This window comes from Cytobacillus sp. S13-E01 (assembly GCF_029193815.1).
Lineage (GTDB): Bacteria > Bacillota > Bacilli > Bacillales > Bacillaceae_L > Bacillus_BV.
The window spans coordinates 58290-81450 of the sequence record NZ_JARFVC010000006.1 but is presented as its reverse complement, the minus strand read 5'-3'; the positions used below and the strand labels follow the sequence as shown (position 1 = coordinate 81450).

The 23161-nt window shown below is 36.5% G+C and carries 24 protein-coding genes; 11 read left to right on the top strand and 13 right to left on the bottom strand.

All coding sequences use genetic code 11. The annotated features are described in order from the left end of the window. Positions 1-48: 48 nt before the first annotated feature. The 6 genes from PY093_RS06455 (at position 49) to PY093_RS06430 (ending at position 6720) form a co-directional block, all read left to right on the top strand. Positions 49-879, top strand: a complete 831-nt coding sequence (locus PY093_RS06455; RefSeq protein WP_481769281.1) for a YitT family protein — start codon at positions 49-51, stop codon at positions 877-879. A gap of 25 nt (positions 880-904) precedes the next feature. Next, positions 905-2377, top strand: a complete 1473-nt coding sequence (locus tag PY093_RS06450) for a potassium/proton antiporter (protein ID WP_275645064.1) — start codon at positions 905-907, stop codon at positions 2375-2377. 126 nt (positions 2378-2503) lie between these two features. Further along, positions 2504-4228, top strand: a complete 1725-nt coding sequence (locus PY093_RS06445; protein ID WP_275645063.1) for a sensor histidine kinase — start codon at positions 2504-2506, stop codon at positions 4226-4228. 38 nt (positions 4229-4266) lie between these two features. Beyond that, positions 4267-5004 carry a LytR/AlgR family response regulator transcription factor gene (locus tag PY093_RS06440; protein ID WP_275645062.1) on the top strand — a complete coding sequence of 246 codons (738 nt, stop codon included), beginning with the start codon at positions 4267-4269 and terminating at the stop codon, positions 5002-5004. 121 nt (positions 5005-5125) lie between these two features. Beyond that, on the top strand, positions 5126-6568 hold the full coding sequence (locus PY093_RS06435; RefSeq protein ID WP_275645061.1) for a carbon starvation CstA family protein: 1443 nt from the start codon (positions 5126-5128) through the stop codon (positions 6566-6568). 2 nt (positions 6569-6570) lie between these two features. Beyond that, positions 6571-6720: a hypothetical protein gene (locus tag PY093_RS06430; protein ID WP_275645060.1), complete on the top strand. Its 150-nt coding sequence runs from the start codon at positions 6571-6573 to the stop codon at positions 6718-6720. Between the two features lie 277 nt (positions 6721-6997). Here PY093_RS06430 and PY093_RS06425 read toward each other — a convergent pair whose 3' ends face one another. Both PY093_RS06425 and PY093_RS06420 read right to left on the bottom strand, forming a co-directional pair. After that, positions 6998-7435: a DMT family transporter gene (locus tag PY093_RS06425; RefSeq protein ID WP_275645131.1), complete on the bottom strand. Its 438-nt coding sequence runs from the start codon at positions 7433-7435 to the stop codon at positions 6998-7000. Between the two features lie 210 nt (positions 7436-7645). Then, positions 7646-8623 (bottom strand): nuclease-related domain-containing protein, encoded by a 978-nt coding sequence (locus tag PY093_RS06420; protein WP_275645059.1) that lies wholly within the window; start codon positions 8621-8623, stop codon positions 7646-7648. 315 nt (positions 8624-8938) lie between these two features. Here PY093_RS06420 and PY093_RS06415 point away from each other — a divergent pair, with 315 nt between their 5' ends. Beyond that, a complete protein-coding gene (locus PY093_RS06415) occupies positions 8939-10171 on the top strand; it encodes an aminopeptidase (protein ID WP_275645058.1) in 1233 nt (410 codons plus the stop codon). A 51-nt stretch (positions 10172-10222) separates the two neighbouring features. Here PY093_RS06415 and PY093_RS06410 read toward each other — a convergent pair whose 3' ends face one another. After that, the gene (locus PY093_RS06410; RefSeq protein ID WP_275645057.1) at positions 10223-11446 is read right to left on the bottom strand and encodes an MFS transporter; all 1224 of its coding nucleotides are present in this window, start codon (positions 11444-11446) and stop codon (positions 10223-10225) included. Between the two features lie 285 nt (positions 11447-11731). Here PY093_RS06410 and PY093_RS06405 point away from each other — a divergent pair, with 285 nt between their 5' ends. Further along, the gene (locus tag PY093_RS06405) at positions 11732-11971 is read left to right on the top strand and encodes a hypothetical protein (protein WP_275645056.1); all 240 of its coding nucleotides are present in this window, start codon (positions 11732-11734) and stop codon (positions 11969-11971) included. Between the two features lie 683 nt (positions 11972-12654). Here PY093_RS06405 and PY093_RS06400 read toward each other — a convergent pair. After that, the gene (locus tag PY093_RS06400) at positions 12655-12795 is read right to left on the bottom strand and encodes a hypothetical protein (protein WP_275645055.1); all 141 of its coding nucleotides are present in this window, start codon (positions 12793-12795) and stop codon (positions 12655-12657) included. A 150-nt stretch (positions 12796-12945) separates the two neighbouring features. Between PY093_RS06400 and rpiA the strand changes: the two genes are divergently transcribed. Then, positions 12946-13641 (top strand): ribose-5-phosphate isomerase RpiA, encoded by a 696-nt coding sequence (gene rpiA, locus PY093_RS06395; RefSeq protein WP_275645054.1) that lies wholly within the window; start codon positions 12946-12948, stop codon positions 13639-13641. A 195-nt stretch (positions 13642-13836) separates the two neighbouring features. Here the strand turns inward: rpiA and PY093_RS06390 are convergent, their stop codons facing one another. The 9 genes from PY093_RS06390 to PY093_RS06350 form a co-directional block, all read right to left on the bottom strand. Next, positions 13837-14115, bottom strand: a complete 279-nt coding sequence (locus tag PY093_RS06390; RefSeq protein ID WP_275645053.1) for a cupin domain-containing protein — start codon at positions 14113-14115, stop codon at positions 13837-13839. A gap of 24 nt (positions 14116-14139) precedes the next feature. After that, complete coding sequence (locus PY093_RS06385) at positions 14140-15429, bottom strand: TRAP transporter large permease (RefSeq protein ID WP_275645052.1); 1290 nt, start codon at positions 15427-15429, stop codon at positions 14140-14142. Further along, positions 15426-15905 (bottom strand): TRAP transporter small permease, encoded by a 480-nt coding sequence (locus tag PY093_RS06380; protein ID WP_275645051.1) that lies wholly within the window; start codon positions 15903-15905, stop codon positions 15426-15428. Before PY093_RS06380 ends, PY093_RS06385 begins: the two co-directional genes overlap by 4 nt. A gap of 175 nt (positions 15906-16080) precedes the next feature. Next, positions 16081-17103 carry a TRAP transporter substrate-binding protein gene (locus tag PY093_RS06375; protein WP_275645050.1) on the bottom strand — a complete coding sequence of 341 codons (1023 nt, stop codon included), beginning with the start codon at positions 17101-17103 and terminating at the stop codon, positions 16081-16083. 110 nt (positions 17104-17213) lie between these two features. Further along, positions 17214-17777, bottom strand: a complete 564-nt coding sequence (gene hxlB / locus PY093_RS06370; protein ID WP_345774221.1) for a 6-phospho-3-hexuloisomerase — start codon at positions 17775-17777, stop codon at positions 17214-17216. Further along, positions 17755-18393 carry a 3-hexulose-6-phosphate synthase gene (gene hxlA / locus PY093_RS06365; protein WP_275645049.1) on the bottom strand — a complete coding sequence of 213 codons (639 nt, stop codon included), beginning with the start codon at positions 18391-18393 and terminating at the stop codon, positions 17755-17757. The genes hxlB and hxlA overlap by 23 nt, the downstream gene beginning before the upstream one ends. Positions 18394-18408: 15 nt before the next feature. Then, complete coding sequence (locus tag PY093_RS06360; protein WP_275645048.1) at positions 18409-19362, bottom strand: sugar kinase; 954 nt, start codon at positions 19360-19362, stop codon at positions 18409-18411. Between the two features lie 26 nt (positions 19363-19388). Then, positions 19389-20384: a LacI family DNA-binding transcriptional regulator gene (locus tag PY093_RS06355; RefSeq protein ID WP_275645047.1), complete on the bottom strand. Its 996-nt coding sequence runs from the start codon at positions 20382-20384 to the stop codon at positions 19389-19391. A gap of 176 nt (positions 20385-20560) precedes the next feature. Then, positions 20561-21544, bottom strand: coding sequence for a Gfo/Idh/MocA family protein (locus PY093_RS06350; RefSeq protein WP_275645046.1), 984 nt, complete (start codon positions 21542-21544; stop codon positions 20561-20563). Positions 21545-21857: 313 nt separating this feature from the next. On the opposite strand from PY093_RS06350, the gene PY093_RS06345 reads away from it, so the two are divergent. After that, positions 21858-22295, top strand: a complete 438-nt coding sequence (locus PY093_RS06345; protein WP_345774227.1) for a CBO0543 family protein — start codon at positions 21858-21860, stop codon at positions 22293-22295. Between the two features lie 356 nt (positions 22296-22651). Then, the gene (locus PY093_RS06340; protein WP_275645044.1) at positions 22652-23116 is read left to right on the top strand and encodes a DUF2243 domain-containing protein; all 465 of its coding nucleotides are present in this window, start codon (positions 22652-22654) and stop codon (positions 23114-23116) included. Positions 23117-23161 lie beyond the last annotated feature (45 nt).

Genomic DNA, 23161 nt, shown 5'->3' with positions numbered 1-23161 from the left:
ACATTGGAGCAACAATTAAAATCACATCAAAAACTAACAAAAACGAAAATCTTAAAACGTGGTAGTTTTACGTTTATCGGAGCAGTATTAATGGCTGTTGGCTTGGAAATCTTCCTCGTACCGAATCGAGTTATTGACGGTGGCATCGTTGGTATTTCAATCATCCTTTCATACTTAACTGATGTAAAACTGGGACTTTATATTTTCTTACTCAATATCCCTTTTTTCTATATAGGTTATAAACAAATAGGTAAAACGTTTGCACTTACGACATTGTTTGGTGTTGCTGTTCTTTCCATTACAACAACACTGTTACATCCAGTCCCAGAACTAACCGAAGATTTATTACTAGCCGCTGTATTTGGTGGGATTATATTAGGGATTGGAGTTGGACTTGTTATCCGTTATGGTGGCTCCTTAGATGGAACCGAAATATTAGCGATTTTATTTAATAAAAAACTTCCTTTTTCAGTTGGCGAAATTATTATGTTTTTTAACCTCTTTATCCTGGGAAGTGCGGGCTTTGTTTTCGGGTGGGACCGTGCGTTGTATTCATTAATCGCGTATTTTATTGCCTTTAAGACAATTGATATTGTCATCCAAGGAATTGATGAATCCAAATCCTCTTGGATTATAAGTGATCAATCTAAAGAAATTGGCGAAGCGATAATGGCCCGTCTTGGTCGAGGTGTTACATATTTAAATGGCGAAGGTGCCTACACAGGTGATGAAAAAAAAGTAATATTTTGTGTAATTACTCGTCTCGAAGAAGCAAAGCTAAAATCAATAGTTGAAGAAATTGATCCTTCTGCCTTTCTAGCTGTAGCAAATATTGCTGAAGTCCGTGGAGGTCGGTTTAAAAAGCGTGACATTCACTAATTAATGAACAACAAGGAGAAATGCTATGTTACAACATTTTGATACTGATTATTTTATTTTGTTATTATCCCTGCTGTTACTCTTAGGGGTTATCACAACCAAGTTCTCAACAAGACTAGGCGTTCCTGCTCTAGTGCTTTTCATAATTCTAGGTATGGTGATGGGAAGCGATGTTTTAGGTTTAATTTATTTTGATAATGCCAGTGTTGCACAATTAATTGGAGTACTAGCACTTATTATTATTTTATTTGAAGGTGGACTACAAACAAAGTGGAGTTCTGTTAAAAAAGTGGCTGGACCATCCCTATCCCTTGCAACTTTAGGTGTAATTTTAACTACAACCGTAGTGGCTATTGGTGCAAAGTTTATACTTGGAATAGACTGGCTAGAAGCATTTTTAATTGGATCAATTGTAGGCTCAACCGATGCTGCAGCTGTCTTTTCTGTATTAGCAGGACAAAATGTAAAAGAAAAACTTTCCGCAACATTAGAAGCCGAATCTGGCACAAACGATCCCATGGCTGTGTTTTTAACATTATCCGTTATTCAGCTCCTAGTTGGAGACAATTCAAACGTCTTCATATTAATTTTAACTTTTTTCTGGCAAATGGGGATTGGTTTACTACTCGGCCTTCTATTCGGAAAACTGGCATCAAGATCGATCAATAAAATTGCCCTAGATTCAAGTGGACTCTATCCCGTTCTCGCCTTAGCTTTTGCGATTTTAACGTACAGCGTAACAGCGATGGTCAATGCAAGTGGCTTATTAGCAGTATATGTTGCTGCACTTGTAATTGGAAACAGAGATTTAACCTACCGTCACTCAATTTTACGCTTTAATGAAGGATTCGCATGGATGATGCAAATTCTAATGTTTGTTATCTTAGGATTGTTAGTTTTCCCATCCCAATTAATGAATTGGGATATCATCTGGAAGGGACTTCTTTTATCTATTATCCTTATTGTAATTGCACGTCCAATTGCAGTCTTTGCGTCCATCCCTTTTTATAAATTTAATATAAGAGAAATGATTTTCATCTCATGGGCGGGATTACGGGGAGCAGTACCTATTGTTCTAGCAACATTCCCATTGATTGCAGGAGTTGAAAACAGTCAGCTCATCTTTAATATCGTCTTCTTCGTTGTCTTAACATCAGCACTAATACAAGGTTCAACGATCCCTTTATTTGCCAAAAAACTTAGGCTAACAGGTGAAACAAAACCTAAATCCCCACATACTTTGGAACTCGTATCAATTGGAAAAGCAAATGCTGAATTTATTGAGCTCGAGGTTAGTGGTGGCAATCAACTCATTAACAAACAATTGAAGGATGTTGAGTTACCAGAAAAGGCGTTGGTCAATGCCATTATCCGTAAAAATGAACTAATCCCACCCCGCGGTGATACGAAAATATACGAAGGTGACATCTTGTATATATTAACGGATAAAGGGAGTATCAAGTCGTTAAAGGACATGCTTAATATAGATGACCATTAAAAACAGTTCCCGTTGAGCTGTTTTTTTCTTGCATACATGAAAAATAATATTTAAAGTAATAGTCATTCTTTTTCATACCTTTGTGATAAAATGTAAGAAATTTATCGTACTAGGAGAGAATCTCCCATGTTTGAATTAATGATTACTATGTTGGAACGTCTAGGTATTATTGTAACGGTCGCTTTTGTTATCACAAGGTTTAAGTTTTTCCGAAGAATGATTGGCCAGGAAGATATAGGACGTAAACAACAATTTAGTGCGATTCTATTTTTTGGATTCTTTGGAATCATCGGTACGTATTCAGGGCTAGCTTTTAGCACAGATTCATTACAATTTAATCGCTGGGCACAAGGTCTAAATCCAGATGAAGCGATTGCAAATTCGCGTGTGATTGGCATTATTATTGCTGGTTTACTTGGTGGTTACAAAGTTGGAATTGGTGCCGGAATTATTGCTGGAGCCCACCGTTATACTCTTGGTGGATTTACTGATCTGGCATGTGGATTGTCCGCAGTTGTTGCAGGAATTGTTTCAGCTACCTTTCATAAAAAAAATAAAAAAAACATCTCGTTATCATCGGCATTTGTAATTGGGGCTCTAGCAGAAGCAATCCAAATGCTCATCATTTTACTTGTTGCTGATCCATATGAACGTTCGATTGCACTGGTCAAAGTGATCGGTGTACCAATGATTCTAGCAAATGGTATCGGATCTGCACTATTTCTGTTAATTATTAAAAATGTGATTCATGAAGAAGAAAAAGCAGGCTCACTTCAAGCACAAAAAGCATTACGTTTAGCTGAACTTACGATTACCCATCTTCGGAAAGGGCTGAACGTTGAGTCTGCAAAAGCAGTTTGTTCTATTCTTTACAAGGAAGTTGGTGCATCTGCGATTTCCATGACAGACGTGGAAAAAATATTAACCCATATTGGACTAGGTGATGATCACCATCAAGCAAATAGTCCACTTCAGACAGCTATTACAAAACGAGTAATAAAGGAAGGCCAATTACTTATTGCTAATCAAACTGATATTCATTGTGCAAAACCTGATTGTCCCCTTCATGCCGTTGTAGTTGCCCCTTTAAAACGGCGCGGGGAAACCATTGGTACCTTAAAATTTTATTTTCAAAACGAGAAGGATATTTCTAACCTCGTTATTCAATTAATTAAGGGCTTAAGCTCCTTATTAAGTCATCAGCTCGAAATTGCTGAGGTGGAGAAGGCTAATGAGTTGGCGAAGGAAGCAGAAATTAAAGCATTGCAAGCTCAAATCAGCCCTCATTTTCTATTTAATTCATTGAATATTATCGTCTCTTTAATTCGAATCAATCCGGTGAAAGCAAGGAATCTATTAATAGCACTTTCACATTTTTTCAGACAAAATTTAACGGCGACAACACAAAAGTGGACAACACTTGAGGTTGAACTAAATCATGTACGTGCATATCTTTCAATTGAAGAAGCTAGATTTATTGATAAGCTTGAGGTTTTATATGATATTGATGAGCGAGCTCTTACACAACAGATACCTCCTTTAACGCTCCAGCCTATTGTTGAAAATGCAATTAAGCATGGTATTAAAGACAAAGAAAAAAATTGCCATATTAAAATATCTATAAAAAGAAAGCAAGGAGCAACACTCGTATCCGTTGGGGACAACGGTAACGGCTTTAAACCAAATCGAATAAATGATGCCGGAAAAATTATCCTAGCTAATTCTGAATCTGGTACTGGAATAGGTTTATACAATGTAAATCGCCGTCTTATCTTGATGTTAGGTGATACTGCCGCAATAAATATCGATAGTAAAGTTGGAGAGGGAACAACCGTATATTTTATCTTGTAAGTTCTATATTTTACTCATTAAGATTCGGGGGAATAATGATGAAACATTCAATAAAGGTACTCATAATTGATGACGAACGCTATAGCCGTGAAGAATTGCGTCATCTTTTAAAAGAGTATGATTTTTTAGAAGTTATAGGAGAAGCTGATACAGGTGAAAATGGCATAATGAAGATCCTTCAGCTTCAGCCCGATGTCATTTTTTTAGATATAGAAATGCCAAAAATGAACGGGATTGAGGTTGCAAGAGCTGTTAAAGAATGCAAGCATATACCTTTAATCGTGTTTGCAACTGCCTATCCAAATTTTGCTGTCGAAGCTTTTCGCCATGAAGCAATTGATTATTTGCTAAAGCCTTTTGATGATGTTCAACTAAGAGAAACCATTTCAAGGATCCAACGTAGTTTAGGTATACCTACTAACGGAAATCAACCAAATACAAGCCCCCCTAGTAAATTGGCAGTTGAAGGTGATGACGAGATTCTTTATCTCCAACCGACTAACATTTTGTATGTTTACCGGGATGAGCGTTATACAAAAATTGTTACTAAAGAACATCTTTATGAAACAAAAACTGCTTTAAAGGACTTAGAAATGCGTTTGAAAGAACATTCATTTTTTCGGATTCATAAAAGCTATCTAGTCAATTTAACTTATGTGACACGGTTAACACCTTGGTTTAATGGCGCCTTTCAGTTGGAACTACAAGGGAAAAAGGAACTTCTTTCTGTCAGTCGGAATTATGTAAAGGAGCTGCGCACTCGACTTGAACTTTAACATGTTAAGTGGCTTTTGAAACATCTTAAACAGTAAAAACAACATGTCAGACACAAAACCGTCATATTTCCCCCTCTTTCTTTATAATGAGTGTAAGCGGATTCAAGAAAGGGGTTTTATGATGTTTACATTTATAGCTAGTATTATTTTATTAGTTGTAGGTTATTTCACTTATGGTAAATTCGTAGAAAAGGTTTTCGGTGTTAATGAAGGACGCAAGACACCTGCCTACTCTAATAGTGATGGTGTAGATTACATGCCAATGGGCAAAAAAAATAATTCATTGATACAGCTTTTAAACATTGCTGGTGTTGGTCCAATATTTGGTCCAATCATGGGTGCTTTATACGGCCCTGTAGCTTTCGTTTGGATAGTAGTAGGTTGTATATTTGCAGGAGCTGTACATGATTATTTAACAGGTATGATCTCCATTCGAAATCGTGGTGCCCATTTGCCAGAACTTGCGGGTAAATTTTTAGGTAAAGTAATGAAGCACGTTGTGAATGCGTTTGCAATTCTACTCCTTTTATTAGTAGGAACTGTGTTTGTAACTGCACCAGCTGGCCTCCTTTACACATTAATGGACGGCAAAGTAGCATTGGGTCTTATTATCGCAGCAATTTTTGTTTACTATGTTTTAGCTACTCTATTACCAGTTGATAAAATTATTGGACGTTTATATCCATACTTCGGCGCTCTACTAGTCATTAGTGCTGTTGGTGTAGGGGGAGCTTTAATTATAACAGGTGCTCCTATCCCTGAATTAACATTTGAGAACATGCATCCTGGTAATGCGGCAATCTTTCCGTTATTATTTTTAACCATTTCATGTGGTGCTCTTTCAGGCTTCCATGCAACACAAACACCAATTATCTCACGTACAACTCAAAATGAAAGTCAAGGACGTTTCATTTTCTACGGAATGATGATTGCTGAAGGTATCATTGCAATGATCTGGGCTGCAGCAGCAATGAGTTTATTTGATGGGGTAACATTAAGCGAAATTCTTGCAACAGGTGGACCTGGAGCAGTTGTTAGCGAAGTTTCAATCGCAATGCTTGGCGCAATTGGTGGAACGCTTGCTGTACTTGGGGTAATTATTCTCCCAATTACTTCTGGTGACACTGCATTCCGAAGTGCACGTATGATTATTGCTGACTATATGAATATTGCGCAAAAGAAAATTACTAGCCGTTTATGGATTGCCCTTCCTTTATTCGTCATTTCATTTGCATTAACCAAAATAGATTTCACACTGTTATGGCGCTACTTCTCATGGGCTAACCAATCAACTGCAGTAATTGCCCTCTGGGTTGGTGCAATGTACTTGTTTATTGCAAAGAAACAATACTGGATTGCCATGATTCCAGCAATTTTTATGACAACGGCAACATCAACTTATATTTTAAACGCCAAAATTGGATTAGGTTTAGCGATGAACGTTTCCTATATTGGAGCAGCAATTATAACAGTCGCTATTATAGTACTCTTCTTCAAAGCAGCTGTTAAAGCTCGAAATAATAACGTAAAACTTGACGAAGATGTATTTGATAAGGCTGCATAAGGATGGGTTGCTGTAATCCTAATTATCGTAAAGCCGTCAATGACTCTGAGCAAAAAATAAATGCAAAAGGTAAAGATACTCTTCCTAAAGGTATCAAACTACTCATTGTAGTAGTGCTCGTTATTACTTTGACTATCATCATAACAACATAAACAAGAAAAGTGCAGGGCGCCGGGAGCTAGACATCCAAACTAAGTTCAAATTTTATGCTTATAATTTAAGAAAAGCGCAGGGCGCCCGCCTATCGGCGACAAGCATAAGACGAGCCCTGACTGAAGGCGTTTTTTGCCTTCGGGAAGGGATTGGCTTATGACCTCGAGCCGATGGCGCCCGGAGCTAGACACTAAAACTAGGTTCAAATTTTTATACTTTCTTATCTTTTGAAAAAGAGCTTGTTTCCAAGCTCTTTTTCATTTTCTATTAACGTATTTACACCTTTTTATAAAATAAAAACAAAGAACAAAACAGGAGAATTAGCGCCAAACCTCTTTTATAATCAAATGGAATTTGACGGCTACCAAACAAGCCAAAGTGATCAATTACAGCACTCATTACCAATTGCCCTACTATAACAGCAGTTAACCCTGCAGCAACTCCAATTTTTGGTACAACAAGAATAATTGCAAACACATAAAATGCCCCGAGTAATCCTCCAGTCAGCTGCCACTTCGGAATTGTCGTAACAGACGCAATATTTCCTTTTCCAAAAAAGATGACGATGAACAGTAATGCGAGAGTACCAATCGAAAATGACACGACAGATCCTTCAAGAGTACCAATTTTTTTACCAAGTCCACCATTTATACTCGCCTGAATTGCAACAGCCACCCCACCGATCACCGCTAGGAGTGGAAAAATCCATTTAATTAGCATGATTTTGCCTCCAAATTAGTAGATATATAGATTGATTATATAGGGGATTGTTGATTTTTGCCAATGGGGTGGACTGTGGAAGGTTATTAATTGTAAAAAAAAGGTAATTCTCGTATAAATTGAGGAAATACTCGTGGTTTTAGCCAAATACTCGTCAATAACTATGAAATAGTCTTGAAATTTTCAGATATACTCGTACTCCAACTAATCTAGTCTACCGATTAGTGATCCTAGATTATACACCCTATCCTTAAAGCTACCCGTAAATGGTAGATTTAAGGAAGTTAATAGTTTTCCTGCAACGTCTTTAGAGCTTATCTGCAAAAACTCCCTACACTCCCTATTAGTAATCGTGTCTCCCTTTAGAAGAAAATAATCTACCAACGAAGCAATATGCGCATCAACCGAATAGTGCTCACACACTCGGCAATACCATTTACCTTTTGCCCTAGTTAACGGTAGCGAATTACAGGTTCGGCAATGCACTCCAGTTAAAAGCTCAGATTGGCTTATTTTAAATTTTTGTAAATAACCTGGCAGTAATGGAGTGTTTTGCTTGATGAGTAGTTTTGAAAGTTTATTTACTTGAGAAGTTGTAAGTATGTCCTTTTGGTAGGCTTTTTCAAGTGATTCTAAGATAAAGGGAAGTTTCGCACTGTGGAAGACAACCTTTTGTACTAATTTTATATGTTGGGGTGCGGTTTTAATAATGGAGGAAGGATTACTTATCAGAACAAGTGAGACGATAGGTACGGGTGGAAACTTATGCTTTTTTAACCATGACTGAAGTTGAAGCTCTTGCCTTTGTACTTGTAGAATTGGATTTAAAAAAGCTTCAACTTTTCCATTTTGACCTGTTCGAATAAGCTGGTCAAAGTCTTGATCAAAATAAAGTGTTCCGGACATATTTTTCGCATCGAGATTAAGAATAAAACGGCCCGACAAAATGAGTGTATCCATTTGAAAATATAAATCTTCTAAATGATTTAATCGAATATCCTTTACTATTTGATAGTTTTTATGTTGAATAAATTTTAAATGGTAAGCTAATGATTGCTCCCCCCTGTGGCCTGCTTTACTAATTGCTAACTCTTCCTCAATTTTTGGCCTCCTGTCGTAAATTGGTGGTAGCCTCCTTAAAAGAGCCTCTAACTTAAGTATTTTTGTAGGTTTTTTAGTCAAAATCTGTCACTGCTCCTTTCATACATAGTATTTCTACATCTATCTTGGCCGTACCTGTTAGATATTGTGACAAATTTTTAAATACTCGTTTATTTAGCAAAAATACTCGCCAATTCTTTCAAAATACTCATCTATTTTTCTATATACTCGTCTACTCAACTAAAATACTCGCCAAAATGCTAAAAATACTCGTCTAAGAACAGCCCGTTCTAAATGGTGCACAAAATTCACTACCACACTACATTCCCAATTCCCCGTCCCCAAAACAAATGATACAATAGTAAAGTGAAAAATACATACCAAAGGAGCCAAATTATGTCTACTTTTGAACAGAACTTAACAAAATACGCCGACCTAGCTGTGCGCGTTGGTGTCAATATCCAAAAAGGGCAAACTCTTGTTGTGAATGCCCCTATTTCTACTGCTGAGTTTGTACGAAAGGTTGCAAAAAGTGCATATGAAGCTGGTGCGAAAAATGTTCATGTGGAGTGGAATGATGATGAACTAACTCGCACGAAATTTGATCTTGCTCCAGACGAAGCATTTACTGAGTATCCACTATGGAAAGCAAAAGGCTTTGAAGAGCTTGCTGAAGGCGGCGCAGCATTTTTATCAATCGTCTCATCAAACCCTGACTTATTGAAGGGTGTAGATCCTAATCGTATTGCTGCAGCACAAAAAGCAGCAGGTGTAGCAATGGAAAAATACCGTAGCTATGCTCAAGCTGATAAAATTAGTTGGTCTGTCATCGCTGTTCCCTCAAGCGAATGGGCCGCAAAAGTATTCCCGGATCTTCCACACGAAGAGCAATCTGAAAAACTATGGAGTGCGATCTTCCAAGCCACTCGTTCTGATTTAGACGATCCAGTTCAAGCATGGAAAGAGCATAATGCAACACTACATAGCAAGGTAGAGTATCTAAACAACAAAAAATACAAAACACTACACTACAAAGCAACCGGTACTGACCTTAAAGTTGATCTTCCTGACACACATGTTTGGATTGGTGGCGGAAGCGAAAATGAACAAAACGTTCCATTTGTTGCAAATATGCCAACAGAGGAAGTTTTCACAGTACCGCAAAAAGACGGAGTCAACGGTGTAGTAGCAAGCTCTAAGCCTTTAAGCTATGGTGGAAACTTAATCGAAAACTTCTCGCTCACTTTTGAAAATGGACGTATCATTGATGTGAAAGCAGAAGCTGGCGCAGAGACATTAAAACGTTTAGTGGAAACAGATGATGGCTCCCACTATCTAGGTGAGGTTGCACTTGTACCACATAACTCACCAATTTCTAACACAAACATCATTTTCTTCAATACATTATTTGATGAAAACGCATCGAACCATTTTGCGATTGGAAATGCGTATGCATTCTGTATCGAGGGTGGAAAAACAATGCCTAAAGCTGAGCTTGAAAAACGTGGTGCGAACTCAAGTATCACTCACGTTGACTTCATGGTTGGCTCTGCTGATATGGATATCGATGGGATTACAACTGACGGAAAAGTTGAACCTGTTTTCCGTAACGGAAGCTGGGCATTTTAAAGAATAAAAAGGATAGAACGCAGAATCTCCTGCCACTCTATCCTTTTTCCTTTAATTCGCTAACTCTATCGGCTCAACCTCATGTAAAGGCTTTCGAATTTCCTTTACCATCCAAGAAACAACCGTAGACAACATCAATAGTAAGCCGCATACCCCCAATGCAACACGAGGACTCAACAACTCTGAAACCCCACCAGCAAACAGGGTCCCTCCAACTGCAACCAATCCACTTAGCAAAATCCCACCACTCCCAACTCGAGCAAGAAAGTCATCTGGTGTAATCGCTTGCCGAGCTGCACCATTTACCACAAACCCCATGGATAAGGCACCATCAAATAAAAACATGCCAAGTGCAGCCGTAATAAATGAATCGGTAACAACTAGTAATCCAACTCCAACACCAGAAACCAACATGATACTTCCATTTAAAAAACCCCAGCTCAGACCATTTAACCTACTAAGCAAAAATACACCGGCCACATTCCCTACTCCTGCAGCTGATAACAATAATCCTGTTCTCACTACACTTAACTCTAGTGTTTGATTTGCAAAAATAATGACTGTCAAAACAACAGCAGTTGTAGAAAAATTTAAAATCACATGATTGAACGTAATAAAACGTTGTATTCTATTCCCAATTAAGTACCGTAGACCTTTTACTGTGTCCTTATAAGCCGAATGACGTTCTTTCGTTACTTTCATCTTCTCATCATACTGAAGCAACATAATCCCAATAAATGAAATTAAAAAAGTAACCGAATCAATCGCTAAAGTCCATCCAATTCCAAAGGTAGCAAATACCAGACCCGCTAGTGCTGGACCGGATAATGTACTAATCGCATCGGCTCCTTCAAAGTAATTGTGGGCCTGAACGAGCTGTTTTCTACCAACAATAACCGGTACCATTGTATTAAAAGAAATCCTAAAAAACACTCCCGCAGCTCCCATAATAAGAAGTGTCCAGGCCATTAACCAAACATTGATTACATCAAAACTAACAGCAAATACTAAACCCGTCATCGCAAAAACACGAACGATTTCGGCTGTCATAGCGATCCTTTTCTTTGATTTATTTTCAATCCACGTCCCAGCTGGAATGGCCAATACCAAGGGAGCAACCTGTGAACAGACGGCTACTAAACCAGCTTGCCAAGGTGATCCAGTTAATTGTAAAACAATAAGCGGTATCGCAAATTCACTAAAGCGATTACCGAAAATTGATGCCAACTGCCCAACCCATAATACAAAAAAGTTCCGTTCATTTAATAATTGCATCCGAAATCCCCTTTAATAAATTATCTACAAGAGAAGCGCCGGCCGCCCGCCTACGATGAACGTCGACTAAAACCCACGTCCTGTAGCGAACATCGGCACTAGCACATCCAGTGCAAGTCAGGCATAAGACAAGCCGGATGGAAGGTTGTTCTTTGACTTTCCGGACCGATTTATACAACTTTCTTTCATTGTATTTTTTAATTTAACAGATATTTTTTAGGAACGTGCATGTAAATATCCTCATAGGTCAAAACTAAAAATAAAATGGTTAAAGGAGAGTCTCTCATGAGTAACAACAACCAATTTGATCATCAAGGTGAAGCATATGAAAACATCCCAAATCTTGATGTTCAAAATAGTAAAAAAAATTTGTTTCATACACTACAAAAGCATCTTGATGTCTTACATACCGAGTTCACCAATGATTACCCCTATGAAGTGAGACAAGCAATTAAAAGTAGAATTGCTGAACTTGAAAGAACGAGTACATCATTACAAAATGATTTCGACAAAGTTCGCGATTAAGATGGTATTTTTACGGCGTATATGTAGTAAATAACAGATCCTAGCAAAAGATCCAAGTCACCTGAAAAAGCTAACATTGGAACATTTTCAATACCAAGACTTGCCCATGCATCTTGACTGAAAAGGTTTAAAAGTGCTTATAATAGTGTTCAAAAAGATTAGACGGCAGTGGTTACCCTGCCGTCTTTCTTTCTTTAAACATAAACATATAAATAAGGCACCATAGGGAACTCTAGACATCCCCTATTTTTCACTGCTAATTAGCCAATACTGTTGTATCCCCAAATCCTATTAGAATGTCTCTAATTCTTATGATTGTCATAAATCACCCCAAGTCAATGTCTCCTGGAGGTAAAAAAAAACTCTCAGGGCATGTAACCCAGAGAGGTGTCAAATTCATTTTTATTCATATGAAAAACAACTATAGCTATGAAATTAGCATGCAAACATTGCGTATCAAAAAAAAACGCACTATCCCATGTATTCATGCTTAAATACACTATAGTATTTCGTATAAATGGATAAATGGACAGACTAACCCTTTTCTCTAAGTTCCAAATTTTTCTTCAATTGAAAACTGTGTTAGAAAATAAGATTACCTCTTCATCGGCCCTTTTTTCCATTCCCTTCAACACTAATGTTAATTAAAGTATATTATTGTGCACTCTCTTCTGTCAACTACCTTATTGATTTGGAACTCCAGTAGGGCTTGTTTGGCGTATGTGATCACCTTTAAAATTATTCTCTCTCGCCTTTTTCACCTTGTCATCAAGTAATTCCTTTTGATCGACTTCTTTTGATGGAGTTTGAGTTTTTCTAGACATAGTATTCCCTCCTTTTTTTTATAAACTTCCACAATAGTATGCATAGATTAATGAATATTATTAGGCCTTTTAATTGAAATTTACACAATTAATCTAAAAAAAACATTTTGGTATATAATAAAGTGAAGTTAAATGAAGAGGTGATCTCAATTGAAGAAAAATTTTTCAGTGAATGAAGATAAAAAAAGGGTAGTTGGTGAAAAGGCTGCGGACTATATTAAAGACGGTATGACTATCGGGTTGGGTTCTGGCTCAACAGTATATTGGACTTTAAAAAAACTAGGTCAATTTGTTGAAAATGGAATGAGCCTTAGTGGGATACCATCCTCAAAACGGACTGAAGGCTGGGCAAAGGAATTTGGCATACCATTAATTGACTTTACCGACGTCGATTATCTAGACATTGCCATCGATGGTGCAGATGAAGTTGATTCTAATTTAAACCTTTCTAAAGGTGGCGGAGGCTCACTTTTACGTGAAAAATTAGTTGACGTTTATGCAAATAAATTAATTATTGTGGTTGACCAGTCTAAGATGGTTACACAGCTTGGTAAGTTTCCATTGCCAGTGGAAGTCGTTCCTTTTGGATGGGAGGTCACTGCTAAACGAATCGAAAGTCTCGGTAGTGTACCCAAACTAAGAATGAATGAAAATGAATTTTTTATAACAAATAACGGTAATTATATATTGGATTGTCAATTTGACACAATTGAAAATCCAGCAGAACTACATAATCAATTAAAGCTTTTATTAGGTGTTGTAGAAACGGGACTATTTGTTGATATGACTGACATTGTCATCGTTGGAGAAGATGATGGTGTGAGAATAGTGGAGAAGAAAAATTAAATTTAATCTCATGTGGGGTAGTTTTTTTATTCAATTGCCCCATATTGGCCCAAAGAACGCTAAGTTGTTGGAATATACCTTTTTACCATATTACGCCTCTTTAATTTATTTTGAACCTATTCATTTCGTCAATCTTCAGAAAACACCTGTAAAAAAAGGACCCATCCGCAAGGTGCGAATAGGTCTTATCACACATTATTTCAATAAATCCTCACGAAGTGGTGTAAATACGTCAAGAATGACACATTCCTCGATTACTTTTACACGATGTACTACGTTTGAAGGAATGTATTGTACATCACCTTGTTTTAAAATATCCTTCTTGCCATCAACCTCAAATTCTACGATTCCTTTTTCGATATAACTGAGTTGCTCATGTGGATGTTGGTCGATATCTCCTTCAAAACCTTTTACTAATTCTACTTTCACTAGCATTAACGTTCCATTTGCGTTTAAAATTTCTCTATTTACCATGATGTCATTCCTTTCAAAAGAAGGCTAAAATAGTTGCGGATTAAATAGTTTCGGAATATAAAATGCTACCGATGGGAAAAAGGCAACAAACATTAAAACAATAAGAACAATCAAAATATATGGCATTACTGCCTTCATCGATCTTTCAATTGACAAGTCCCCTATTTTTGCAGCTAAAAGTAAACACAATCCATATGGTGGAGTAACAAGTCCGATTGCTAGTGTAATTACTACGATTAAACCTAAGTGAACTGGATCTATTCCGAATTGTAATGCTGTTGGTAGAATTACAGGAACAAATAGAATCATTGCTGGAATTGCATCCATAAACGTTCCGATAAATAGGAAGAATGCGATGATAATTATAATGAAGATCCACTTTTCACCAACATTGTTTACAAAGAATTCTTGTGCCATTGTTGCTAATTGGAAATAGCTCATTAATTCACCTAGCGCACTTGCTGCTGCTAATGCAAATAGTGATAAAGAGCTTAATGATAAGGTGTCTACTAAAATCTTTGGAAGATCCTTTACCTTAAGTGTCTTATAAATAAACATACTAATTAATAATGTATATAATGATGCTACCGCTGCTGCTTCTGTTGCTGTAAAGAAACCTGATATAATTCCCCCAACAATTATAATCGGTGTAAGTAATGCAGGAAGAGTTTCGTATACTAGTTTTATAAACTTTTTAAAAGATGAGCGTGCGTATTTCGGGTAGCCTCTTTTAATAGAAATGAATAATACGAATAACATCATTCCTAACCCAATTAATACTCCCGGTACAATTCCGGCCAAGAACAATGCACCAACAGATGCATTTGTTAATCCAGCATAAATGATCATTGGAATACTAGGTGGAATAATTACTCCAATGGTTGATGACGCAGCTGTTACACCAACCGCAGTTTCTTTGTCATAGCCTTTTTCTTTCATATTAGGAATGAGAATCTTACCTACACCTGCTGTATCTGCCTGTGCGGCTCCAGATACACCAGCAAACATCATTGAAACTAATATATTAGCATGGGCTAACCCGCCTCTTATAGGTCCAACGATAGTAAGTGAAAGATCAATAAGCTTTTGTGAAATTTTCCCATGATTCATTAAATTTGCTGCTAAAATAAAGAGTGGTACTGCAAGAAGTACAAATGAGTCAATTCCATTTAACATTTTTACAGGAATCGTTACTTCTGGAATGTAGGGAATATTTAATATCCCGAGTAGTGCTACAATCCCAATTACAAATGCAATTGGTATCCCGATAAACATTAGAATTAGAAATAATGCAAGCAAAGCAAATCCAATCATTCACTTACCTCCTTTCCCCTAAGTTCTTTTATACTAGTTAGTAAGTGTGATAAAGAGTAGATAAACATTGTGATTGCCATAATCGGTAATGAAATCCATACATAGCCCATTTTCAAAAATGGTAAGGAAACCCAATTGTAGTTCCAAAAATTAGTAACTGCTTGTATACCATAAAAGAAAATTGCAAAGTTAAACATTAATAAAACAAGGTCATTAAAGATTCGTAAATATATTTTTTTCTTCCCTGTTAATTTTTGCGCTAAGAAATCAAAATTAAAATGTTCACGTTTATTTACCATTACAGCGGCACCCATAAAAACCGCCCAGATGAATGAATAGTTTGCAACTTCTTCCGTCCAAATGACTGAAATACCAAGGTATCTAGAGGTAATTTGGATGATAATCGCAATAAAAAATATCGTTAAGCTTATAACACCCACTGTTAGCTGTATTCTCTCAAGCATTTTTATAAACATAACTATTCTTACCCTCCTTAAAAAGGCATACTCGTAAGCTGCAAACACATCACGTGTTCGAAATAGTTTCTAACTGTTGGTTTGCCCCCACTTTATTGTCAGGAACCCACCGACAGTTAGAAGATTAAAAAGGGAAGGACACGAGTAGTGTCCTTATCCCAATTGGTAATATCAATTATTTTAAACCTTTAATAATATTAAATAACTCTTCAGCACCCATCTCTTTAGCTGCTTTCTCTTGTAGAGGCACAGCAAATTCGATAAATGGGGTTCTATCAATCTCGTTAATTACTGCACCGTCAGCAATTGCCATTTCTTTATATTCTTCCTCTTGATCATATAATGATTGTCTTTCAGCTTCTACTGAAGCTTTTGCTGCTTCTAAAATGATGTCTTGTTGTTCTTTTGTGTATGAATCGAACTTTTTACCATTGACTAATAAGAAACGAGTTGTGTAATCATGGCCTGTTTCTGTAATATATTTACCATTATCTGTTTTGTGGTGATTTTGCTGCACAAAGTATGGATACGCATTTTCAGAAGAATCTACAACTTTTTGTTGTAATGCTTGGTATAACTCTCCCCACGCTACAGATGTTGGAATTGCGCCAATACCTTTCCAATAATCAGCTACAACACCTGAAGTTTGAGTTCTAATTGTCATACCTTTAAGATCTTCAATTGAGTTTAGTGGCTTTTTACCATAGTAATGTCTTACCCCAGCAGTCCAATATCCAATGATTTTAAAGTCGTTATTTGATTTTTCATTTACGATTTGAGCCATCTTTTCGCCAACTTCACCATCTACAACTTTTTCCCAATGTTCATAGCTATCAAACAAATATGGAAGTGCTAATAGATCAACTTCTTTAATACCCGTTTGTGTCATAAAACCAGGTGATACTAATACAACATCAGCAGCGCCTAATTTAAGTTTTTCAACTAATTCTGACTCTTCTGTTCCAAGAGTTCCAGCATGTACTTCTACTTCAATTGAACCGTTTGATTCGCTTTCAGCAACTTCTTTAAATTTTAATAGTCCATCTTGATATGGGTTTTCAGGTGATGTTTGGTTATGTGCAGCAAGAATTTTTATTTTGTCTCCACCTTCTTCAGAACCTGTTTCACTACTACAACCAGCTAAAATCGCGGATAAACTTAAAAGTAAGATCATCGATAATGAGAATAGTTTTTTCATTTAATTTTCCCCCTTATTGTTAGTAAACTATCAAACGCTTTAAAAACTAGACTACGTAATCTACCAGATTAATAGATTACACATCACCCCTTTAAAAGAATTACTTACGTTTATTCAAGATTTGCATGACGCATAGTCATCTTAGCATTCGCAGATTCATGATTATCACCTTGAATGGTTGCAATGATTACTGCATCTAGCAAAAGGTGTACAGATTGATCAAATTGATTCCCAAGTGGTTGAATGGTCTTCGGTTCCTCACGTAGACGATATTTTGTAGCAGCAGGAATAACTAATATCCCATCACTAATTGCTGCAATCTTTGATTCTCTATTAGTTGTCACTAAGAATAGCTTAGCTCCAATTTCTTTAGCTTTGGAGGCAAATTGTAGCATCGAACCAGTCGAACCTGATCCTGAGATGGCCACTAATAGGTCACCATCTTCAATACTTGGCGTTATCGTTTCACCTGTAACATACACATGGTACCCACCGTGCATAAGGCGCATTGCAATCGCTTTTCCCATTAAACCTGAACGTCCTTCGCCACTGATAAAAATCCGTTTTGCCTTTTGTAGCTCTTTAGATAAAGCGATAGCTTCTTCTTCATTTACCATTGATAAAACAGTCGATATTTCATTAGCAACCCTATTAATGATTGACTTCATACTCATTGATCATCCCCTTCATTTTCAAAGCAACCTCACTGCAGTCAGTAGCTTTTGTGATTGCGCTTCCAACGATTATGGTCTCTGGTTTCTTTTTTAGGATTTCAGGGAGTGAATGTAAATCAATTCCGCCTGCAACCGCAACTTCAAACTCTGAAAAGTCTTGCACCAATGAAAATAGGTCCGTATGAAGTTCTCCCTCTAATTGCATGTCTTTCCCAAAATGTAAGCTTACAAGATCTACACCAAAGTCACTTAGCTCCACCATTCTTTGCTGCTGTGTTACACCTAGTAGATCGATCATGATTTTTTTCCTATAGGTTCGTGCTACATCCAGCGAATCTGTAATGGTTTTATCTGCTGAAAATGACATAACGGTAGTAATATCAGCACCTGCTTCAAATGCTTGTATTGCCTCATGTTTACCTGCATCACATGTTTTCATGTCTGCAACGATTATTTTATCTGGATAGGCTTCTTTTATGTCACGTATGATGGACATCCCATATTCTTTTATAACTCCAGTACCAACCTCAATCCAATCAACACTTTCTTTTGTTTCTTTTAAAATTCGGAAACATTGTTCCTTGTTCAAGCGATCAAGTGCTAGTTGTATGTTCATTTCTTCACCTCAAGACTATCTTTCTATTAACTCTTTTGCTCCCATTTGAATAAGTACTTCATCAATATAAGGTAGACCTTCATTATCACCTGAGACACTTACTACCATTGACCCCACTGTATTCGCAAATCGTAAAGTTTGTTCAAGGGACCATTTGTTCAAATAACCGTAGAGAAAAGCCGCATCGAAACCATCTCCAGCACCTACAGTATCAACCACTTTTTTAGGTGGTATAGGCGGTGCCACAATATATTTTCCACCGTGATAACCGATCGATCCTTTTTCCCCTTGCTTAATTGCAATATAAGGAATACCGATTACTTTACATCTCTCAACGATTTCAAAAGGATCACTTACACCAAATAGAAGCTCAGCTTCTTCCACACTTGTTAGAAAGATATCTACAAGTGGTAGTATATCTACTAAGGCTTCCTTCGCTTCTTCTTTAGACCATAATTTTAGACGAATATTTGGATCAAACGAAACGATTACACCATTTTCTTTAGCTATCTTGATTGCGTGTTTAATTAAATCAACATTCTTTTCTTTATCAACTGCTTGAAAAACACCTGTTATATGAAGCACTTTTGCTTGTTTAATATACTCAGCATCAAGTGTTTCCTTTGTTAACGTAGTTGTAGGTGAATTCAAACGGTAATAAAATGTTCTTCCACTACCATCCTCTAAAATTTCCTTAAAATGTACCGATGTGGGATAGTCATCTTCAAATTTCACTTGAGAGACATCAATACCTTCACCACGTACAAAGTTGTATATATATCTTCCAAATTCATCGTTTCCTAAACGGCTAATCCAACCTGTTTTTAAACCTAATCGTGAACAACCAATCGCGACATTTAACTCTGCTCCTCCAACTTTTCGATCAAAAGAGGCAACATGTCTTAAAGGTCCTTTGGAGCATGGATTAAAGGATATCATGGCATCTCCGATTGTTATTATATCGTTCATTTAATTGACCTCCCTGTCTTGTACTACTAACGCTTTATAAGTATTGGCTCAAATCGATACACATGGTGTTGTTCTTCACTATCTTCTTTTTTAATTTTTGCTAATAAAAGTTCAGCTGCCTTTTTCCCCATTTCAAACGTTGGTTGAGCAACTGTTGTTAATAGTGGACTATAAAAGCTGGCAAATGAAACATCATCAATACTTACTACATCTAAGTGTTGTGGGATTTTCAAACCTTGTTCACTTACAAACTTTAAAATTTCAATCAGTGTTAAATCATTACCTGCAATTATAGCTTGTGGTGGTTTTGCTAACGATAACATTTCTTTAAGACATTCCTGTACCTGTTGACGTTCCACACTTTTTATGTAAGATTCGTTAATCTCTAGATCGTTTTCTTGTAGTGCTTTTTTGTACCCGTTTATTCGTTCAATACGTGGTGTCACATGTTCAATTATGGATGACGTTATGATTCCAATCCGTACATGCCCTTTCTCTATGAAATGTTTGACCGCTAAACTGGATGCCTTTTCATTATCAAGCATTATAGATGGTATCTGTATATTAGGCACTATTCTATCTACAAAAATAACAGGATAGTTTTCCGCTACCATCTTCTCGTATAGCGAAACATTTCCTCCAGTCGGGAAAATAATGAGTCCATCTAGTTGTTTTGCACGTAACATATTGATATATCTCTTTTCCTTTTTGGAGTCATCATCTGCATTGCATACGATAATGTGAAAGTCATATTCATGGCAGATATCTTCAATAGCTCGTATTACCTGTGTTGAGAACGCATGCAAAATATTAGCTACAATAACACCAATTGTTGACGTTGATTTTTGTTTTAAGCTTCTTGCAACAATATTTGGTTGGTATCCTAGTTCTTTTATTGCCTTTTCAATTCGCTCTTTCGTCTTTTCACCCATATAATCGTAACGCTGATTTAAGTATTGAGAGATTGTGCTTTTAGATACCTCTGCATGTTTAGCCACATCCGCCATCGTAACCGTTTTCATTTTATCTTCTCCAAATTCCTACTAAATTCGATTAAACGAATATTACTAAACCGGTTTAGTAAATCGATTTAGTTGAATTATAAGACAACTGAAAGCGCTTTACAAGTATTTTCTATAATTTCTCTAAAGAAAAAAGAACTACTCCTTTAAAGTAGTTCTCCAGTACACTATACGTATTACTTATCTGAAGGATAAACAACCCCAGTTTGCTTCCTTGCGATATCTATAATCTTAGTGGTGATTCTTGAATGTTCATACGAATTCACAGTCGACTCTGATTTTCCGGTCTTTATTAAATCAATAAACTCTTTAGCCTCATAATACATCGCATTTTCTTCTTGTGGTTCGCTTATTTTTTCAACCCGCCCATCTCTGTAACGAATCTCAACATGTTCTGGTTCAGAAATACTATCTATGACAATTGTTGCTTCTTCCCCGATAATTTCAGACACCGAATAAGAATTTGAGATTTTAGAATGCATAATAATCGCATCCATCCCATCATACTCAAGGATCATGCTCCCTTCTCCATCTACTCCTGACTCTAGTAATAAACTTGAGGCTTTAAGCTCTCGAGGTTCTCCAAATAAAACAACCATTGGATAAATGCAGTACACGCCAAGATCCATTAATGATCCGTTTGAGAATGCTGGATTAAATGCGTTTAAAACGGTACCTTGTCGATAAGCATCATAACGGGATGAATATTTACTATAATTAGCGACATATCTACGGATTTTCCCAAGTTTATGTAAGTTATTCTCTATCATTTTAAAGTTTGGAAGGAAAGTTGTTTTTAATGCTTCCATTAGTAAAACATTGTTTCTCTTTGCTACTTCAAAAAGCAAGTCTAACTCAGCAGTGTTTGTTGCCATAGGTTTTTCGCAAAGAACATGCTTTCCATAGTTCATAAATATAATAGCTTGCTTTACATGAAATGAATTTGGGCTAGCTATATAGACAGCATCAATTTCATCACTCTTAGCCATTTCCTCAAGGTCCGTAAAAGTTAACTCTATTTCGTGCAGAACCGCGTACTCTCTAGCTCTTTCCTCCGTTCTAGAATATACCGCTGTCAAAGCAAAGTCTTCATTCTTTTTACCTGCATCAATCAAACGATCTGTTATCCAATTAGTACCAATGAAACCGAATCGTATCAATTCTACTCATCCCCTTTTATGCTAAAAAAACTCTATAGTCCAAACTTCACTTGGTGCGAAGACATTAGGTTCTTCTATGTATTTTTCAATAATATTACCCTACCCTTCTTTTAGTTTGCAACTTTATTTTTGGCGTACCCTTTTTGTAGATGATACGTAAATAGTAGTAGAGGTGACTTTTACGATAACTAACTAAAACCGTCAATGTTTTGGCAGTTTTTTCTTGATAGGATCACATCTACCACTATTCTAAACTGATGAATTATACTTAAACATTTGTCACATTCTAATATAAGGAGTGTGAACCTTGGTGATGAATATGTTTTCTGTTCTAAATACGAGCCATAATTCGTCTTTTGAAAAAGTTCTCGAGGCTGAAGGGAACCTTTTTAAAATGATTCAACAATACTGGTATCAGCATAATTTCATGACTTTACCTTGGTGGTTACTTGTACTGTTTACAATATTTCCACCAATTATATGGTGGCTTTTACTAGATAAAACAAGAATTTTTGAAGTAATGACTTATGGACTTTTTTTAGGTACGATCGCAACCATATTAGACTCGATAGGTAGTAATATGATGCTGTGGACATACCCAGTCCGCTTGTCATCCTACTTATTTCCACAATTTTATCCATATGATGTTACCTTAGTGATCATCCCATTTATGCTTATCTATCAATGGGTCAATGATCAAAAAAATTCATTATTGCAACGATTATTCTTGCTGGTTTTATCTCATACGTAGCAGAGCCACTCGCCCAATTGGCTGGTGTATATAAGATGTTAACTTGGCGTCATATTTATTCACTTTTCATTTATTCGTTAATTAGTATATTTACTAAATATGTAATGCTCTTTCTGAAAATGAAATCCGTAAAGAAATAAGTAAAAAATATATATTTTAAGCCATTCTCAATGATGGTTCAGTTTTAATTCTATCACATAGCTTTTAATCCCTTTAATACTTGCTCGCCTGGTTATCCGATCGGGAAACAGACAGTGTACATATAACCGATGCACACTTTCTTACTTTGGTATACTATTATCCTTTTCTGCCCATAATGTAAAAATGTACTAATTATGATTAACAAGGAGATAAAAATGGGCACCAATTCAAGCATTAAAGGTATAACTGGTAGTTTTGTAATAGGATTCGGTTTTTTAGGTGCTCTTGACGGAATTATCTTTCATCAACTATTACAATGGCACAGTGTTGTTATGGATACAAACCGTTCTGGGCAAATCATTAGTGATGGAATATTCAATTTTGCAGTTACCATTGCCTTAGTGGTTGGTGGAGTTCTTTTATGGCTAGCGGGAAAACCAACTGATCTTGCCAAAGGAGTAAGTCTACTAATTGGAGGAATTTTGATTGGTGGAGGTGCTTTTAATTTAATAGAAGGGATAACAAATCATCATATCTTTCAAATCCATCGTATAAAACCAGGCGATCCAAACGCAATTATCTATGATCTAACGTTCCTTGTACTAGGAGTTATTCTCATTATTATTGGGTTAATCGTGAAGAGAAGAGGAACTAGTCCAGATTCCTCTCTACCACTATAAATTAATTAGTCAATCAATATTATACATTATATTAACTCTTCATAC